Origin of the sequence: Thalassolituus sp. UBA675 (assembly GCF_002297765.1) — a bacterium.
Taxonomy (GTDB): domain Bacteria; phylum Pseudomonadota; class Gammaproteobacteria; order Pseudomonadales; family Oceanobacteraceae; genus Thalassolituus.
Genome location: NZ_DBNJ01000008.1, coordinates 19,715 through 38,286, shown reverse-complemented (window position 1 = coordinate 38,286; position 18,572 = coordinate 19,715). Strand labels below are relative to the sequence as shown.

The following is an 18,572-nucleotide window of genomic DNA, read 5'->3' as shown; positions in this document are numbered from 1 at the left end:
GCCAGAGTGTCGCGCATGGGGTGCGCTACTACAAATTACGACGCCAGACCGTTGACGAAGAAGTCAGTACAAGGCAAAAGAGGCCCGGAAACGCGCAGTGTATAAGTCATACATGAGCATTTCCGGGCCTCTTTTAACGCCGTAATGACGATGCAGGCAGGTCTGGTCAAATGTCCTCGAAGAAGCGTTTAACCCCCTCAAACCAGGATTTTTTTTGTGGCGAATGCTTTTCTCCCGTCAGCGACTCCTGAAACTTCATCAGCAGATCTTTCTGCTCTGAGTTCAGGTTCACTGGCGTTTCTACCTGCACACGGCAGAGCAGATCACCGGCGGTACCACCACGGACTGGCGTAACGCCTTTACCGCGCAGACGGAAGAGTTTGCCTGACTGTGTTTCCGCTGGGATCTTCAGTTTCACACGACCATCAAGGGTTGGCACTTCAAGTTCGCCACCAAGCGCTGCATCAACGATGCTGATCGGCACATCACAGTACAGGTTGCGACCATCCCGGTGGAACAACTCATGCTCTTTCACCGACACCTGAACGTAGAGGTCACCGGCTGGCCCACCCATGGCACCTGCTTCACCTTCACCTGACAGACGAATACGGTCACCGGTATCGACACCCGGTGGAATTTTCACTGAAAGCGTTTTGGTTTCTTCTTTCACTCCGCGACCGTGACAGCTGTTGCACGGATCTTCGATCATAGTGCCCTGACCACGACAGGTCGGACAAGTCTGCTGCACAGAGAAGAAGCCCTGTTGCATACGCACCTGACCCGCGCCACCACAGGTACCACAGGTCTTAGGTGACGTACCTGGCTTGGCTCCTGAGCCATCGCAGGTTTCACAACTTGTCAGGGTGGGTACACGGATTTTCTTCTCGATACCGCGCACGGCCTCTTCGAGAGAAAGCTCCATGGTGTAACGCAGATCAGAACCACGCTGTGGGCCACCGCGACCGCCCCGGCCACCGCCGCCACCAAAGATATCACCGAACACATCGCCAAAGATGTCGCTGAAGTTAGCACCGCCGCCACCGAAACCACCGCCACCGGCGTTCGGGTCGACACCTGCGTGACCATACTGGTCGTACGCGGCACGCTTCTGTTGGTCACCCAGAATTTCGTAGGCTTCAGTCGCTTCCTTAAACTTAGCGTCTGCATCTTTATCATCCGGGTTACGGTCCGGATGGTACTTCATCGCCAGTTTACGGTAAGCCTTCTTCAGCTCCTTCGCGTCGACATCCCGGCTAACACCGAGAACTTCGTAATAATCCCGCTTGGACATGATTCACCTGTTAATTAAAACCGCTTCGCAGCTCCGCTACGAAGTAAAACGCGGCAAACTGGTTGCCGCGTCCACTGTTCTTACTTTGACAAAGGCGTAACAAAAACTCGTCACGCAGTCTCCGGACCGTCGGCGAGGCCGCTAGCGCAAGGCGGAAAAGAGTGAGGAAGCGCAGTGTATAAGTCATACATGAGCATTCCGAACTCTTTTCCAACACCGCGATAGCAACGCAGCCAGGTCCGTATATTACTTGTCTTTTACTTCTTCGAACTCAGCATCCACTACATCATCATCTTGAGCGCTGCTGTCCGCCTGCTCTGCACCACCTGCGGCTTCCGCCTGTGCTGCCTGCTCTGCGTACAGTTTCTGAGCCAGAGATGAAGACGCCTCTGTCAGAGCATTGGTTTTGGCTTCGATGTTGTCTTTGTCGTCGCCTTTCAGTGCTTCTTCCAGGTCTGCGATGGCTGCTTCGATGGCTGATTTCTCATCATCGGTCGCTTTGTCGCCCGCTTCTTCCAGTGTCTTACGAGTCGCGTGGATCAGGCCATCTGCGGTGTTGCGAACCTGAACCATTTCTTCGAACTTCTTATCCGCTTCAGCATTTGCTTCCGCGTCAGACACCATTTTCTCGATCTCTTCGTCGCTCAGACCCGAGTTCGCTTTAATCACGATGGACTGTTCTTTGCCAGTCGCCTTGTCTTTCGCGCTTACGTTCAGAATACCGTTAGCGTCGATGTCGAAGGTCACTTCAATCTGTGGCATACCACGTGCTGCTGGCGGAATGTCTGCCAGGTCGAAACGACCCAGTGACTTGTTCTGCGCAGCCTGCTTACGCTCACCCTGTACCACGTGAATAGTCACAGCGGTCTGGTTGTCTTCTGCGGTTGAGAATACCTGCGATTTCTTAGTCGGAATCGTGGTGTTTTTCTCAATCACTGGGGTTGCTACGCCACCCATGGTTTCGATACCGAGGGTCAGCGGAGTCACGTCGAGCAGCAGAACGTCTTTAACATCGCCTGACAGTACCGCACCCTGAATCGATGCACCGACAGCAACTGCCTCATCCGGGTTAACATCCTTACGTGGCTCTTTGCCGAAGAACTCAGAAACCGCCTTCTGAACCATTGGCATACGGGTCTGACCACCCACCAGAATGACTTCGTCAATTTCTGACGCACTCAGATCAGCATCCGCAAGTGCAGTGCGGCATGGCTCGAGTGAACGCTTAACCAGCTCTTCTACCAGCGACTCCAGCTTAGCGCGGGTCACTTTGACGTTAAGGTGCTTAGGACCAGACGCATCAGCAGTGATGTACGGCAGGTTTACGTCAGTCTGCTGGCTTGAAGACAACTCAACTTTCGCTTTTTCTGCGGCTTCTTTCAGACGCTGCAGGGCCAGCGGGTCGTTGTGCAGATCGATACCGCTTTCTTTCTTGAATTCGTCCGCCAGGTATTCGATCAGACGCAGGTCAAAGTCTTCACCACCAAGGAAGGTGTCACCGTTGGTCGCCAGAACTTCAAACTGCTTCTCGCCGTCTACGTCCGCAACTTCGATGATAGAGATATCGAATGTACCACCACCCAGGTCGTATACCGCGATAGTACGGTCACCCGACTGCTTGTCGATACCGTACGCCAGCGCCGCTGCAGTTGGCTCGTTGATAATACGCTTGACTTCGAGGCCCGCGATTTTACCGGCGTCTTTTGTTGCCTGACGCTGTGAATCGTTGAAGTAAGCCGGAACCGTAATTACTGCTTCAGTCACTTCTTCACCCAGGTAGTCTTCTGCAGTTTTCTTCATTTTCTTCAGAACTTCTGCAGACACCTGTGGCGGTGCAAACTTATCGCCTTTCACTTCAACCCAAGCGTCACCATTGCCCGCTTCGATGATTTTGTAAGGCACCATTTTGATGTCTTTCTGAACGACGTCGTCTTTGAAGCGACGACCGATCAGACGCTTAACTGCGAACAGCGTGTTCTGTGGATTAGTAACAGCCTGACGTTTTGCAGACTGACCAACCAGAGTCTCGTCGTCGGTGTAAGCGATGATAGAAGGGGTTGTACGATCACCTTCGGCGTTCTCAATAACACGCGCCTTGTCACCGTCCATAATCGCAACACATGAGTTAGTGGTGCCGAGGTCGATACCAATAATTTTACCCATAATTGAATCTCCAATTTGCCGCCTGCTGCGGCTATCTGAAACTTTGTAAAAACAGCGTTATCTGTCGTTGTTAGCTATATAAGGTCACGTTTTTTGCTTTCAAGACCTTATTCCATACTTTTTATCAGGCATTCTCGTCGATCTGAGCGGCGCCTTTGCTGACCATCACCATCGCTGGGCGTAACAGACGGCCATTCAGGGTGTAGCCCTTCTGCATTACTGCCATCACTGTGTTCGGCGCCAGCTCTGCATTTTCGACCATGCTCATTGCCTGATGTAGCTCTGGGTTGAAAGGCTCGCCTTCCGGGTTTACCTGCTCAACTTTGAAGCGTTCAAGCGAACTGATTAAGCCGGAAAGGGTCATTTCCATACCTTCACGGATCGCTTTGGTCGCTTCTTCTTCCGGCGCTGCAGCCAGACCGCGCTCCAGATTATCGACAACGGTCAACATTTCGTTGGCGAACTTCTCGACAGCGAACTTGTGCGCCTTTTCGACGTCCTGCTCTGCACGACGGCGAACATTCTGCATTTCAGCCTGCACACGCAGGACCTGATCTTTGGCTTCTGCCACTTCCGCACGGGCAGCTTCCAACTCAGCATCAGCCGGGGCTTCTGCCTCTACCTCAGTGTCTTCAACAGTTTCCTGTTCGGCAGCTTCTTCCAGAATTTCTTCCTGGGGTTTCTGTTCTTCAGACATCAGTCACCTCTGTCATCGGTCTTAATTCATATCGCTGTCGGCTATATGGGGCCGGCCGTTGGCAGTTCAACCCCTGTTTTCAATCCCTGATCCTGGAAAACACCTTGACAGGAATCGATACTGTATATAAAAACACTGTATATACATTCAGATCAGAGGATGTCGTATGCTGACCTCACTGTCGATTCATCAGTTTGCCCTGATCGAGCATATGGAGCTCGATTTCTCTCAAGGCATGACGGTTATCACCGGTGAAACCGGCGCCGGTAAGTCTATTCTGCTGGGCGCACTGGGGCTGACACTGGGGCAACGTGCAGAAGCCGGAGCAGTGCGACAGGGGCAGGATAAAGCCGATGTCGCTGCTACGTTCTCTACCAATACCGCCGCTCTGGAGTGGCTCAGGCAGCATGAACTCCCCGCCGACGACGATAACGTCATACTTCGTCGGGTCATTTCTGCAGAAGGTCGCTCGCGAGGCTATGTGAATGGCCGACCAGTATCCGCTGCTGACCTTCGTGATCTTGGCCAGCACCTTATCGGCATTCACTCGCAACACGCACATCAACGGTTGCTGGAGAAAGACGCCGCCCGCGACATCCTGGACGCCTATGCAGGGTTAAACCCGCTCGCAGAGACGGTTCGTCGTGGATTTTCAGCCTGGAAGAAAGAAGAGAAGCGCTTACAGACACTGCGCGAATCCAGCAGCGAACTTCTGGCGCAAAGACAACTGCTTGAGTATCAGGTCAGTGAATTGCGCGAACTGGACCTGAAAGAAGACGAGCTCAACGATCTGGAGCTCGAGCAAAAACGGTTATCCGGTGCAGAGAACACCTTGATCTGTGGCCAGTCGGCCATGATCGTCTGCAACGGTGGAGACTCCGGCGACGATGCTGCCAGCCAGATGATTCATCGGGCACTGCAGGAGGTCGATAACATCAACGATACACACCCCCTGCTCGACGAAGTCCGGGACATGCTGAATCAGGCACAGATTCAGCTGGACGAAGCGGCCAGCTCCCTGCAGCGGTATCTTGATAACATCGATATGAACCCACATCGTCTGCAGCAGATCGATGCTCGCCTGAGTGAACTGTACAGCATGGCGCGCAAACATCAGATCCGGCCGGAGTCGCTATATGCACACTGGCAGGAACAGGAAGCGACACTGGAAGCCATGAGCCTGTCGGACGATGACCTTGAAGCACTGGAAGAAGAAGTGGCCAATCTCAGAGCGATCTGTCTGAAAGACGCTCAGCAGCTGTCTGCTAAGCGTCAGAAAGCGGCCAACAAACTGAGTAACGCAGTAAGCAGTCACTTCGACTCTCTTGGCCTTGGCAAAGCCATTTTCACAACCCGCTGTGATGAGTTGTCTGAGGACGACCTGAATCCCCACGGGCTGAACTTTGTTGGCTTTGAAGTGCAGACCAACCCAGGAATGCCTGCTGGCCCTCTGGCTAAAGTGGCTTCCGGTGGCGAACTCTCACGAATCAGTCTGGCGCTTCAGGTCGTCACTGCAGCAACGTCTCATACCCCATGCCTGATCTTCGATGAAGTCGACGTAGGTGTAGGCGGCGGCACTGCCGAACGTGTTGGGCGCCTGATGCGCGAACTTGGTGGCCAGGCCCAGATTATGTGTGTGACCCATCAGCCTCAGGTGGCGGCACAGGCGCACAATCACTTTCAGGTGAGTAAAGTCAGTGGTGATTCTGCGACGCATACCAGCATCCGCACGCTAAGTACCTCTCAGCGTAAAGAAGAGCTGGCGCGCATGCTGGGCGGCGTTGAAATCACTCAACAGACACTGGCTCATGCGGGTGAAATGCTGGCCATGGCAGGTTCTTAAGGCGTCTGGCTCATAACGTATCAGTAGGTATAAACAGATATAAAAAAGAGCCGCAATTGCGGCTCTTTTTGATTGTACTTGCTAATAATAGCCTGACGTCACTTCTTACGAACGTACAGTACCAGGCTGTGATCAACCAGATCAAAGCCATGTTCTTCAGCAATTTCGTGCTGCAGACGCTCAATCTGTTCGTTAGAGAACTCAATCACGGTGCCATCTTCGACGTTCACCATGTGATCGTGGTGCTCTCCACGTGCAAGTTCGAATACAGAATGGCCGCCATCGAAGTTGTGACGTTCAACCAGACCCGCACTTTCAAACTGAGTCAGTACACGATAAACAGTGGCAAGACCCACGTCTTCACCCGCGTCGATCAATGAACGATACACGTCTTCAGCACTCATGTGCGCTTCTGGGTTACTCTCAAGAATACTGAGAATTTTGACTCGGGGCAGCGTGACCTTCAGGCCCGCTTTACGAAGTTCCATGTTCTGTTCTGACACGGTATTCCTCTATCATTTCACAGTGGATGGGGTGATCAGGTATCATCCCGTCCATTCTTAATAACTAATGCCCGGATTTAACCCTGACTATGCGAGCTTTAATTCTGACCGGATTACTGGGTTTTGCAACCCTTTCCGGCTGTACCTTCCCAGGTGTCTACAAACTCAACGTTCAACAGGGCAATATCGTTACCCAGGACATGTTGGATCAGCTGGAGCCCGGCATGACTGAACGTCAGGTCATTTACCTGATGGGCAACCCTGTCGCCAGAAACCCATTCTCAGATCAGCGCTGGAATTACATCTACACCCTCGAAGTGAGAGATAAAATCGCCAAACGCTATCAGGTTACGTTGCATTTCGACGACGCTGCGCTTTACAGCCACTACAGTGGTGAGATTCCGCCCGAAGAGTTCAGCGAAGAAAACCAGACCAGCGAAGTGCCGCCTGAAGAGCGCAACCCGACGATCCCGACCGTCGAAGAGTAATTACCCTTCGGCTTTCTTTGCCTTGGCAGCGCGATTGGCACGCGCCTGCTTAGGATCAATAATCAGGGGACGGTATATCTCTACCCGATCCCCTGCTTTCAGTACTTCAGTGTCAGGCGAACGCACTGCCTTACCGAAAATTCCAAACTTGGCGGCACTCAGATCCAGTTCTGGAAACTCGTCCACGATGCAGGATGCCTCAACAGCCTGAATCATGGTTGTGCCCGGCACGACATCAATCGCGATAATTTTTTGCTTATCAGGCAAGGCGTACGCCACCTCAACCTGAATTTTTTCGTCACTCATATATTTCCTTCGCGCGCTTAACAAACGCGTCGACCATCATTCCGGCTACCTGCTTAAATAGCGCTCCCATGGCGGCTCCGGCAATTCGGCTGGCCATTTCAAACTCAAGCTCAAGCGTTACTTTGCAGGCCTCATCAGACAGCTTCTGAAAGTGCCAGGTACCGGTGAATTTGCTGAATGGCCCTTCAACCAGACTGATTTTCATCGTTTCCGGGCGATTGAGTTCATTACGCGTCGTAAAGCTCTGCTCAAAACCGGCTTTGGCGAGCGTTAGCCTGGCCTCGATAAAATCCTCAGACTCATCGATCACATGCGTCGATTCGCAGCCCTGAAGGAATTCAGGGTACCGACGCACGTCATTCACCAGGTCAAACATTTGCTCTGCGGTATGTAAAACAAGCGCGCTTCGCGATATTCGGGTCATCTGACTCAACCAACTGTTAATTCAATAGGGCACATCATTAAGGCCTCACAGAAGGCCATGATAAAACACGAATAATACCGCGAGCGGCGATACAACTCGAATCATAAAGCGCCAGAGAGTAAGCAGCCGCTCACTTTTCATACGTGCTTCATCTGCAATGGCTCTGCGGGTCATAAACCACCCGACAAACAGAGATATCAGCACACCGCCCACTGGCAGGAGGATGTTCGTCGTCAGGAAGTCGAGTACATCGAAGAAGGTTTTACCTTTCACTTCGTACTCAAGCCCACCTGTTGAGCCCAATGTTTCCTTCAAAACGGCGACATCCGCGTACAGTAAAAAGTCATCCTGCTGCACGTCACCTTCAGCATCGACTCCTGACACAGTAACGAAATACTGATGGTTCTCCCAGTGATTGAATGACATCACAGTACCCAACCCCATCACCCAGGCCAACGCGCACACGGCGATCGTGGCACGACCACGGCTGAACCCTTTCTCTACCGCCCAGGCAACAGCAGGCTCAGCCAATGAAATAGCCGAGCTCCAGGCTGCAATCGCTACCAATACGAAGAACACCGTGCCAATTACAATGCCGCCAGGCAACTGACCAAACGCAATAGGTAATGTCTGGAACATCAGTCCCGGACCCGCACCAGGCTCCAGACCATTTGAAAAAACGATCGGGAAGATCACCAGCCCCGCGACCAGAGCCACCAGTGTATCCAGTGCGCCTACGGTAAGAATGGTTTTACCCAGTCTGGAGTTCGCTGGCATATAGGCTCCGTAAGCCATAATCGCGCCCATACCCAGCGACAGCGTAAAGAATGAGTGTCCAAGGGCAGTGATAATCGCTTCCTGAGTCAGCTTTTCAGGCTCAAAACGAAACAGGAAATCCCACCCCTGACTGAACCCTGGGGTAGTCAGGCTGTATCCCAGCAGCACCAGCAACATCACAAACAGAAGCGGCATCAACAAACGTAGAGACGTTTCCAGCCCACGGTGAACGCCTCGTGAAATGACAAATCCGACGAGAAAAAGAAACAGTGTGTGATAACCAATCAGAGTCGCCGGATCTGCCAGCAAACCACCAAACAAGGCGCCTGCATCTTCGGCGCTGATATCTACAAAGGTGCCAGTCACCATCGCCTGAGAGTAATAAAGCGTCCAGCCAGCGATGACACTATAAAACGACAGAATAAAGAAACCTGCGACCGCGCCCATCCAGCCGATGCCCGAGAAAAACTCTGGCGCTTTGTACTTGGTAGTCAGGCGATGCATCGTATTAATCGGGCTCATCCGGGCCTTACGCCCCAACAACACCTCGGCCATCATGACCGGAATACCTACCGACAGAATGCACAGCAGATACACCATCACGAATGCCCCACCCCCGTATTCACCGGTGATGTAAGGGAACTTCCAGATATTACCTAATCCTACAGCCGAACCCACGGCCGCAAGAATGAATGTCCAGCGACTAGCCCAGATACCATGCATACCGCGCTTATCTGACGTCATTACCATTATCCTTATTCTGCGAAGGGGCTATTGTCCGAAATTTAAACGTTTGCCTCAAGCGCACCCCTCTGCCCTTCAGACTCACTGTCAGTTATACTGACGCGATGAGTAAAAAGAAAAAAGCCAATAGCGGCTCCTCAACAATCGCGCTGAACAAAAAGGCCAAACACGATTTCTTTCTGGAAGATAAGCTCGAAGCAGGTCTTGAGCTGGTCGGCTGGGAAGTGAAATCGATTCGTGAAGGCAAAGTTCAGCTGCTGGATTCCTTTATCGAGTTTCATCGTGGTGAAGCCTGGCTGCATAATGCCCAGATTACACCGATGACTCAGGCATCAACGCACGTTGTTGCTGAACCTCGCCGCCAGCGCAAGTTGCTGCTGCATCGTCGTGAGATTGAGCGTTACTCACAGAAGGTACAGGCGAAAGGTTATACCTGTGTCTGCACTGCACTCTACTGGAAGGGGCATCACGTCAAAGCCGAGATTGCCCTCGCCAAAGGTAAGCAGAGCCATGACAAGCGCAACACGGCCAAAGACCGTGACTGGGCGAAGCAGAAAGAACGCATTATGAAGCACTCAGTGCGCTGACAGCTCACTGCAACCTGTGCTATATTAGCGACTGTTCTGGGGTTGAACTTCCACTAATTAACCCTATCTAAAGAACAAGGATCAGAAATGATCCAGCTCCTGGCTGAGAGCGACCAGAATTCGGGGATGATCTGGATTCGACGTTGATTACAAAGCTATGGGTGCATGCCGAGAGCGTACGACGATCTCGTAAATAAACGTTGTACATTTAAATATTCGCAAACGACGAATCTTACGCACTAGCGGCCTAATAGCCCCGCTTACCTCCGAACCCGGGTTCCTGTAACCGGGGGACGAGGGCGCAGCCCTACAGGATCGTCCGGAGGCTTTGCTGGGAGCCAAAGGACTAAACGTAATCCAGCTCGTTCCGAACGGCCTGTCTCTCGGCCCGTGACGAACTAAATCAATAGAGAAGACTAAGCATGTAGATCCTCTAGTGGAGGATTGGCGGACGCGGGTTCAAATCCCGCCATCTCCACCAAACAAATAAAAAGGCCCCACCTGTTTTTCAGGTGGGGCCTTTTTATTTGTCTGACGATTGTGATTCTGAATCGATCATAGTTCCGGGTTCTTCTGATTGCCTGGAGCAATCAGTACCGCCGCAGGCGCCCGAAGGGGCTGGGCCATTGATGGCCCAGAGTACAATCCCGCCTCTGTCTCCGGCCGGGCCTTTTTATTTGTCTGAGGATCACAATTCTAAACTCATCCTATTCCCAATTTCTTCTCGCATAATTGCTCGAAGCAATCACACCGCAACCCGCTTATCCCGCGGCGCATACTCAAAAACATCAGAGTAGCAGTTCGCTTCAGTTAGCCCATACGGTGCCAGCTGATCAATAGTGCCATACACCATTCGAGGCGACCCACAGAGGTAAGCGACTGTATTATCTGAGACGTATTGATCTTCCTGGATGACTTCGAAAATAAATCCCGTGCGCCCGTTCCACTCTGGATGTTCAGATTCGAGTATGGGTGTAAAACTGAGGTTTTCGTCCTGAGTTTCCCATTCCCGGAATTCTTCGAGCAGGTAGAAGTCATCAATATTTTTATTTGACCAATACAGTCTGACGTCTGCACTCGGATCTCTTGCTACTATTTCTTCGGCCAGACATTTTATTTTTGATATCCCCGACCCTGCCGCGACCAGCAGATGGGGTTGTTTCAGGTTGCTTTGTAAAAAAGCGCGCCCCATTGGCAGTGCCACGTTCAGGTGTTCCTGGCGGCCACAAATTTGCACAAGGCGACGTAACAGCTTTTCGGTGAACAGACTGCCGTTCTGTATGAAGAGTTGTAACCTGCCCGGTTGTTTACTGTCAGGTCGATTAGCGACCGAGTAAAACAAAGAGTGAGCCTGCCCATCAATATCGATATTCAACTGTAAATAGTGGCCAGCAATATAGCGTAGGGCAGCATCTGTCGACGATTCCAGCTCCACCTGGAATGTGCCCCGGTTGAGGAAGCGTACACTCGCTACCCGGCACTCATGGGAATATCGTTCTGGTATGTCTACTGCAGCCACTTCACTCATTATTCATCCACTCACGTTGTTAGGGCCTGTTAACACTAATTAAACAGGCCCTCGGTGCCCGCTTCCGGACTCTGACCTCTGATGGTGGATAAGCTTAGAAAACTCGTTCAATGAATAAAAATGGTATATTTTCACCATTCAATTACTTTTCTTCATCATTAGATGGATAAGCCATGATCGAACGTAGTCATCTCAGAATCATTCAGGCCGTCGAAGAGCATGGCTCACTGACGGCCGCTGCCAGAGAGCTGTGCGTCACTCAGTCCGCACTCAGTCATACGGTGCGCAAACTCGAAGACAACCTGGGAACGCCTGTCTGGCTTCGCGAGGGTCGCAGTCTCAGACTCACTCAGGCAGGCCGGTACTTGCTCAACATCGCCAACCGGGTGCTGCCTCTGCTCTTTCATGCTGAAGATAAACTGAAGCAGATGGCTATGGGGGAGCGTGGCACTCTGCGTATCGGGATGGAATGTCACCCATGCTACCAGTGGCTCCTGAAGGTAGTGTCTCCGTTTCTGGACACCTGGCCTGATGTGGATGTCGACGTTAAACAGAAATTTCAGTTCGGTGGTGTCGGTGCCCTGCTTGACTATGAAATTGATCTGCTGGTCACTCCTGACCCGTTTTACAAAAGTAACCTGAGCTTTACCCCAGTGTTTGATTACGAACAGGTACTAGTGGTGCCCAAAGATCATACTCTCACGAATCAGCCATTCGCGGAGCCAGAAGACTTGCGCAATGAGGTCTTGCTGACCTACCCCGTCGCCACCGACCGTCTGGATATCTACTCACAGTTTCTGACACCTGCGGGAGTAGTCCCCAAGCAACATAAGACCAGTGAGACCACTGAGATCATGCTGCAAATGGTCGCTTGTCAGCGCGGTGTTGCTGCCTTGCCTCGCTGGTTAGCAGAAGAATATTGCCAGCGACTACCACTCGATGTTGTTCGCCTGGGAGAACAGGGTATTGCGAAGCAGATCTTCCTGGGGACGCGGGAAGGCGACGAGGAGATCGGTTATCTGAAGGCCTTTATTGATCTCGCGAAAGACTACGAGCACCCCTTTTCTGCCTGAGCCAGTGGAGGATTTACCCTACTTAGGTGTACGGCCATTTTCAGAGCCATGCTGGGTGGGGAGCCCTCGTCGCCCACCAACCCATTACAATCCCTCATGCATTGATTATATAAAATCAATTTTACTCATATATAAAAAAGCGTAAAACGTGCTCTCAGATCGTATCCGAGACGGTATTGAGTCAGTTTCGGAACGACGACATCGAACACTGAACCTGGGAAACGGGAGATACGCAGTCATGAGTAACGGTTTTTCATACACGATCAAGCGTGTGATCTTTGATGAAGATTACACGCCCTCCGATGCCACGCGCGTCACCACTAACTTCGCCAACCTTGCCCGGGGTGAGCAACGCGAAGCAAATCTGCGCAGCGCCTTGCGAATGATTGACCGCCGCTTTAATGCTCTGGCTCCGTGGGATAACTCACGTGGCGACCGTTACTCGCTTGAGCTTGAAATTATTTCTGTCGATATTGATGTCGAGGGCAATGGCCACGGCTTCCCCTCTATTGAGATACTCAAAACCAATATTATCGATCATAAGACCAATAAGCGTATCGAAGGGATCGTAGGTAATAACTTTTCGTCGTACGTGCGCGACTATGACTTCAGCGTACTGCTTCGTGAATACAATGCTGGCCAGAAAAAATTCAGTATTCCCGAAGACTTTGGCGAACTGCACGGCAAGCTATTTAAAGACTTTCTTAAGTCCGACACGTACAAAGAGAACTTCAGCAAATTACCCGTTGTCTGCCTCAGTGTTTCAGACACCAAAACGTATCACCGCACTGAAAACCAGCACCCGGTTCTTGGGGTGGAATACACTCCGAATGAGACCTCGCTGACAGAACAGTACTTCCGAAAAATGGGCTTCGACGTCCGCTATTTTATGCCGCCAGACAGTGTCGCTCCACTGGCATTTTACTTTATCGGTGACCTGCTTACGGACTACACGAATCTGGAACTGATCAGCACCATCAGCACCATGGAAACCTTTCAGAAGATTTATCGGCCTGAAATTTACAATGCTAATTCCGCCGCCGGGTACGAGTATCAACCTGATCTGACACACAGTGATCACTCACTTACTCAGGTTGTGTATGACCGCGACGAACGCAGCCAGCTGGCAGTTAAACAGGGCAAGTTCGCCGAAGAACACTTCATTAAGCCGTACCAGAAAATTCTTGAAAAATGGTCAGCCGATTTCGCCTGAACTATTAACTGTATTCAGATAGAGCTAACAATGAAAAAGCTACTTCCAACGTCAACGGCAGGCAGCCTGCCTAAACCCACATGGCTAGCAGAACCCGAGAAACTCTGGTCGCCATGGAAACTCGAAGGTAAAGCGCTGCTCGATGGGAAGCAGGATGCCCTACGCGTCTCGCTTCAGGAACAACTGGCCGCAGGCATCGATATCGTCAGTGATGGTGAACAGACCCGCCAACACTTTGTGACCACCTTTATCGAAAATCTGAGCGGCGTCGATTTTGAGAATAAGAAAACCGTGCGTATCCGCGACCGTTACGACGCCAATGTACCTGGGGTGATTGGTCCGGTGAGTCGTCAGAAATCGGTGTTTGTTGAAGATGCTAAGTTTCTGCGCGGTCAGACAAGCCAGCCGATTAAGTGGGCTCTACCCGGGCCTATGACTATGGTTGATACCCTCTACGATGATTACTATCAGGATCGTAAGACACTCGCATTCGAGCTCGCCAAGGCTCTGAATGAGGAGGCTCGTGAGTTACAGGCGGCCGGCGTTGATATTATTCAGTTTGATGAGCCAGCCTTTAACGTATTCCTCGATGAGGTTAATGGCTGGGGCCTCGAAGCGCTGGAAATAGCGACGGAGGGTCTGACCTGTGAGACCGCTGTGCATATCTGTTATGGCTATGGCATTAAAGCAAATACCGACTGGAAAAAGACACTCGGTGCTGAGTGGCGTCACTACGAAGCAACGTTTCCTGCGATTCAGAAATCCAGCATTAATATTGTTTCACTTGAATGCCATAACGGCCGCGTCCCGATGGAAGTTCTGACTCTACTTCACGGTAAGAAGATTATGGTGGGCGCCATCGACGTAGCAACCGATACGATTGAAACGCCAGAAGAAGTCGCGGCGACGCTTCGTGAAGCACTGAAATACGCCGATGCCGATAAGATTTATCCTTGCACAAACTGTGGTATGGCCCCTCTTTCACGGGAGACTGCACGTCAGAAGTTGCAGGCTCTGGCGGCTGGCGCAGAGATCATTCGCAAAGAACTGGCGGATTAAACATGGATATTATTGAATTTATGTCGGGTCACCTGATGACCATTCTGGCATTGGTAGTGACAGGGGTATTCGCTGGAATTCTTGCTGGGCTGCTGGGTGTCGGCGGCGGTATTGTGGTTGTGCCTGTGCTGTATTTCCTGTTTCAGGGATTTGGCGTTTCGGCCGACTCAGCCATGTTAGTCGCGACAGCCACTTCACTCGCAACGATCATTCCGACCTCCATCAGTTCAATCCGCTCACATCACCGGCTTGGCAATGTAGATCTTGATCTGTTTAAACGCTGGAGTCTGTTTATCCTGACGGGTGTTCTGGCAGGAAGCTGGCTGGTAACTCGCGCAGACGGCGACTGGCTGACCCTCCTGTTCGGTATCATTGCAACACTTGCGGCACTGAACATGTTGTTCAGAGCAGGAAAGCCCGCATTGTTCCCGGGATTACCCAATCCTGGCGGCCAGGCCGTCATGGGATCGTCAATCGGTTTTTTCAGTGCGATGGTCGGTATAGGTGGGGGCACGCTTTCTGTACCACTGCTTACCCTGTTTAACTATCCTGCGCATAAAGCCGTGGGAACGGCAGCGGCAATCGGGCTAATTATTGCGTTGCCAGGCGCACTGGTGATGCTTTTACTAGGTACGACCCCAGAAGATGCACCCGTTGGCACCTTTGGTTTAGTCAACCTGATCGGCTTTATCTGCATAGTGCCGTTGACGGTACTGTTCGCACCCGTGGGCGCCCGGCTTGCCTCATCACTTGATGCGGGATTGCTCAAAAAAATCTTTGCCATTGTTCTGCTGTTTACCGGGTTACGTATGTTGGTACAACTCTCGCTGTAGTTCACGTCATAAATCGCCTGACTGCCTGGCCAGACTCTAGCGGACACTCTCTGCAGGAGACTGTATGAGCGGTCAGGCTTTTTCTCCACTCAGAGTCATCTCACTTAATTGCCTTACTCCTCGCTTTAACCTTATCCTCTTGAGCCGATTCGTGGTTACTAGTCATGGCCTCGACGTAATCCCCCAATCCAGGCCCAACTGTATTCAACAGTTCCTTTACTCTTCTTTCAATGCTCAACACTCAGCCAGATAGACACCCGTCAATGAAAGGTAAATTTCCCGGTCAATAAGATAGATTGTGACTTGTATGCACTACTTTGCTGCGACTTGGGGCTATTCTGGACGCTGTACTGAAGATCACCGACATCGGGTATCTCAGAATCTAACAATAAGGAGCACGGTTAAGTGCCAGTTCAGAACATCACCAGGGGAATACGTTACACAGCACACCAGTGTGCTGTGACGCTTATCGCCTGTCTTTTATTGATGTTTACTCTTCAACTTAACGCGAGTGAAGCTCGGAGCCTGGACCTGCAACAGCTGACAGACGAACTCGCTCTCTCGAACTACGTAGTGCAGGTTCAGCCCGACGAAGGAGAAGACAACCTCTCAGAAATCATGAGCCTGCCGGATAACCGCTGGTCTGGTGTTCCTCAAACCAGCCGAAGCCTGGGGCGCGACTATGGTACCACCTGGTTCCGCGTTGATCTTACGGGCACGAATAATCTGAAGGCAGACAGCGCTTACTACTCGATTACCCTCACTATGATTTCATCGATGTCTTTCTGGTATCTGAATCGGGTGTGGTACAGAGCTTTTATACCGGCGACCAACGTGGCTTTCACTCCCGCCCTGTCGACCAACGAACGTTTCTGTTTCCTCTTGAAAAGCTGAATCAGTCGACAGACGCTAAGGTGTATTTCCGCATCAGCACTCCAGGTCCACTACTGATCCCTTTCAGTCTGGTGACCGGTGCTGAGAGCAGACTCCAGGATCGTAATACATCGATGGCCCTTGGTATTTACTTCGGTATTCTGCTCATCATGTTCGCCTACAATGCCTTTATTTCAGGCTCTCTGCGCGATACAGCTTACATCTATTATCTCGTGTATATGGCGAGTGTCGGGCTACACCAGTTAACTCTTCAGGGGCTTGGGTATCAGTACTTCTGGCCAGACACGTCTCTGTTCGACAATAACTTTGCAGTCGCACTGAGTAGCGCGCTGGTGCAAGGCACTGCTGTCTCTGACGATTCTGATTGCCGCTCTTCTGGCGCACCGGGCTCACGCCATCGAAACCGTCCATTTCACCGGTGACAAAGTCAGTCTCTTACCGCTACTCGAGTTCGTATCAGAGCGGAACGGAGAAACGCTGGACGAAATACTCGTGCGTCCGGAAGAAGACTGGCACCACCGCCAGAACATTAACAACAACCTCGGGCAAACCAGCCAGCCGGTCTGGGCGAGAGTACGCCTTGCCGGCGTGTCTGAAGCCTTCGGGCAACCCATTGTGCGCCTCAACTACCCACATCATGACTACGTCGACTTCTACCTTTTTGAGCGTGGAAGAATGATCCGTCACTTCTCAGCAGGTGACCAGCTGCCATTTGATAGTCGCCCTATTGATCAGCGAACCTTCTGGTTCCCGCTTGACGATGCGAGCGCCGATGAGCAGGAAATCTACATCCGGATATCTACACCCGGCCCGCTGCTGATGCCATTGGATCTGATGAACTACAAGGAAGCCGCTGAAGAAGAAAAACTGCTGTACCTATGGGCAGGCGCCTTCCTCGGAATTATCGCCATCATGGCGCTCTATAACCTGTTTCTGTACTTCTCGCTGACGGAAAGCTCGTACATCCTCTATGTACTTTACCTCCTCAGTGCCGGCGTTATGCAGGCCACCATGTTTGGCTTTGGTGAGCAGTATTTCTGGGGGGACAGACCCGGCGTCAATAACCAAGTGATCGCGTTCCTCGCGCCGTTTGTTCAACTTACTGCGATGGCCTTTGTTCTTAAGTTTATTGATCTGAAGAACTTCGGTTCCGTTCTGGATCGCTCCGTCGCCTACCTGATGTTATTCACTCTGATCGTTATGTCGATTGCGAGCTTCACCGTGCCCTACAGCCTGATTGTGAAGCTGGGTCACTCAATCGCCTTGTTCGGTGTTGTCTGTGCATTCTACATCGGTATCAAAGGTTGGATCATGGGTATGAAGTCGGCCCGTCTGTTCACAATCGCCTGGTTTGCACACCTGGTCTTTATTGGTTGGTACCTGTTGGATATGACCGGGAAGATTCCAGCAACAGAGCTGGGTAACCATGCCTTTGCGATCGGCTTTATTGCGGAACTGTCACTCCTCTCAATCGCCTTTGCCGATAAGATGAATCAGGAGAAAGAGCTGAGGATTAACTCTCAGACCAAGCTACTCGATATGCAGGTCGCGATGAATCAGGAGTTAGACAACAAGGTAAAAGAGAGAACATCTGCCCTTGAAAAGGCCAACCGCCGCCTTGAAGAGTTGAGCGTCACCGATGGCCTGACCAAACTCTTTAACCGCAGATACTTCGATCAGGTTTTCCGCGACCACTATGAGCAATCATACAAAGATCAACATCCGATCAGTGTCATGATGGTCGACATCGATTTCTTCAAAAAACTGAACGATAACTACGGTCACGCGTTTGGTGACCTGTGTCTGGTGCGTGCGGCCCAACTTATCCGCAAGGTGGTCACTATGCCGGGAGCATTTGCAGCCCGCTACGGCGGTGAAGAGTTCGTTGTCGTCCTGCCTAAGACAACCGAAGAGCGCGCTGCACAGGTTGGCGAGATGCTCAGGTCAGCATTTGAAAAAACAACCGTGACGCAAGGTAATCAGAGTAAGAATATGACGATCAGTATCGGCGTTGCATGCACGATTCCATCGCAACCCGGACTGGAAGAAAAATTGTTGAGCGTCGCGGACAGCTGTCTGTATCAGTCTAAAGAGAACGGTCGGAATCAGGTCACCCGCTCAGAGCAGCTGAACGAGGCGGGCTGACACT

At 51.6% G+C, this 18,572-nt stretch carries 18 protein-coding genes and 1 other RNA gene; 11 read left to right on the top strand and 8 right to left on the bottom strand.

All coding sequences use genetic code 11. The features are described from left to right. Nucleotides 1-166: 166 nt before the first annotated feature. The 3 genes from dnaJ to grpE form a co-directional block, all read right to left on the bottom strand. Nucleotides 167-1,291, bottom strand: coding sequence for a molecular chaperone DnaJ (gene dnaJ / locus B3007_RS03155; RefSeq protein WP_301377126.1), 1,125 nt, complete (start codon nt 1,289-1,291; stop codon nt 167-169). 246 nt (nt 1,292-1,537) lie between these two features. Continuing rightward, nucleotides 1,538-3,454: a molecular chaperone DnaK gene (gene dnaK / locus B3007_RS03150; RefSeq protein WP_301377127.1), complete on the bottom strand. Its 1,917-nt coding sequence runs from the start codon at nt 3,452-3,454 to the stop codon at nt 1,538-1,540. Nucleotides 3,455-3,578: 124 nt separating this feature from the next. Next, entirely contained in the window at nt 3,579-4,151 is a 573-nt protein-coding gene (grpE, locus tag B3007_RS03145; RefSeq protein ID WP_301377128.1) for a nucleotide exchange factor GrpE, read from the bottom strand. Nucleotides 4,152-4,317: 166 nt separating this feature from the next. On the opposite strand from grpE, the gene recN reads away from it, so the two are divergent. Continuing rightward, a complete protein-coding gene (recN, locus tag B3007_RS03140; protein ID WP_301377129.1) occupies nt 4,318-5,994 on the top strand; it encodes a DNA repair protein RecN in 1,677 nt (558 codons plus the stop codon). Nucleotides 5,995-6,092: 98 nt separating this feature from the next. On the opposite strand, the gene fur is transcribed toward recN, so the two are convergent. Continuing rightward, nucleotides 6,093-6,482, bottom strand: a complete 390-nt coding sequence (gene fur / locus B3007_RS03135; protein ID WP_068435355.1) for a ferric iron uptake transcriptional regulator — start codon at nt 6,480-6,482, stop codon at nt 6,093-6,095. 104 nt (nt 6,483-6,586) lie between these two features. Between fur and B3007_RS03130 the strand changes: the two genes are divergently transcribed. Continuing rightward, a complete protein-coding gene (locus tag B3007_RS03130) occupies nt 6,587-6,985 on the top strand; it encodes an outer membrane protein assembly factor BamE (protein ID WP_068435352.1) in 399 nt (132 codons plus the stop codon). On the opposite strand, the gene B3007_RS03125 is transcribed toward B3007_RS03130, so the two are convergent. Genes B3007_RS03125 through B3007_RS03115 form a run of 3 tightly spaced genes read right to left on the bottom strand, consistent with a single transcriptional unit; the run spans nt 6,986 to nt 9,236 of the window. Continuing rightward, entirely contained in the window at nt 6,986-7,291 is a 306-nt protein-coding gene (locus B3007_RS03125; protein WP_068435350.1) for an RnfH family protein, read from the bottom strand. Then, complete coding sequence (locus tag B3007_RS03120) at nt 7,284-7,715, bottom strand: type II toxin-antitoxin system RatA family toxin (RefSeq protein ID WP_068435363.1); 432 nt, start codon at nt 7,713-7,715, stop codon at nt 7,284-7,286. Before B3007_RS03120 ends, B3007_RS03125 begins: the two co-directional genes overlap by 8 nt. Before the next feature lie 45 nt (nt 7,716-7,760). Further along, nucleotides 7,761-9,236: a sodium-dependent transporter gene (locus B3007_RS03115; protein WP_068435348.1), complete on the bottom strand. Its 1,476-nt coding sequence runs from the start codon at nt 9,234-9,236 to the stop codon at nt 7,761-7,763. 104 nt (nt 9,237-9,340) lie between these two features. Between B3007_RS03115 and smpB the strand changes: the two genes are divergently transcribed. Together smpB and ssrA are read left to right on the top strand one after the other, a co-directional pair. Next, entirely contained in the window at nt 9,341-9,823 is a 483-nt protein-coding gene (smpB, locus tag B3007_RS03110; protein WP_068435346.1) for an SsrA-binding protein SmpB, read from the top strand. 122 nt (nt 9,824-9,945) lie between these two features. Next, nucleotides 9,946-10,304, top strand: a transfer-messenger RNA (tmRNA) gene (gene ssrA / locus B3007_RS03105). A gap of 264 nt (nt 10,305-10,568) precedes the next feature. Here the strand turns inward: ssrA and B3007_RS03100 are convergent. Beyond that, nucleotides 10,569-11,351 carry an NAD(P)H-flavin reductase gene (locus B3007_RS03100; RefSeq protein WP_301377131.1) on the bottom strand — a complete coding sequence of 261 codons (783 nt, stop codon included), beginning with the start codon at nt 11,349-11,351 and terminating at the stop codon, nt 10,569-10,571. Between the two features lie 173 nt (nt 11,352-11,524). Here B3007_RS03100 and B3007_RS03095 point away from each other — a divergent pair, with 173 nt between their 5' ends. From B3007_RS03095 to B3007_RS03065, 7 genes are all read left to right on the top strand, one after another. Further along, nucleotides 11,525-12,424 carry a LysR family transcriptional regulator gene (locus tag B3007_RS03095; protein WP_301377132.1) on the top strand — a complete coding sequence of 300 codons (900 nt, stop codon included), beginning with the start codon at nt 11,525-11,527 and terminating at the stop codon, nt 12,422-12,424. A 238-nt stretch (nt 12,425-12,662) separates the two neighbouring features. Further along, nucleotides 12,663-13,637: a DUF1852 domain-containing protein gene (locus B3007_RS03090; RefSeq protein WP_301377133.1), complete on the top strand. Its 975-nt coding sequence runs from the start codon at nt 12,663-12,665 to the stop codon at nt 13,635-13,637. Between the two features lie 30 nt (nt 13,638-13,667). Continuing rightward, a complete protein-coding gene (locus tag B3007_RS03085; RefSeq protein WP_301377134.1) occupies nt 13,668-14,696 on the top strand; it encodes a methionine synthase in 1,029 nt (342 codons plus the stop codon). A gap of 2 nt (nt 14,697-14,698) precedes the next feature. After that, nucleotides 14,699-15,529 carry a sulfite exporter TauE/SafE family protein gene (locus B3007_RS03080; RefSeq protein WP_301377136.1) on the top strand — a complete coding sequence of 277 codons (831 nt, stop codon included), beginning with the start codon at nt 14,699-14,701 and terminating at the stop codon, nt 15,527-15,529. Nucleotides 15,530-15,934: 405 nt separating this feature from the next. Then, entirely contained in the window at nt 15,935-16,423 is a 489-nt protein-coding gene (locus B3007_RS03075) for a hypothetical protein (RefSeq protein WP_301377137.1), read from the top strand. Next, nucleotides 16,333-16,845 carry a 7TMR-DISM family protein gene (locus B3007_RS15615; protein ID WP_348655033.1) on the top strand — a complete coding sequence of 171 codons (513 nt, stop codon included), beginning with the start codon at nt 16,333-16,335 and terminating at the stop codon, nt 16,843-16,845. The genes B3007_RS03075 and B3007_RS15615 overlap by 91 nt, the downstream gene beginning before the upstream one ends. Further along, nucleotides 16,766-18,568, top strand: coding sequence for a diguanylate cyclase (locus B3007_RS03065; protein WP_348655035.1), 1,803 nt, complete (start codon nt 16,766-16,768; stop codon nt 18,566-18,568). The genes B3007_RS15615 and B3007_RS03065 overlap by 80 nt, the downstream gene beginning before the upstream one ends. Nucleotides 18,569-18,572 lie beyond the last annotated feature (4 nt).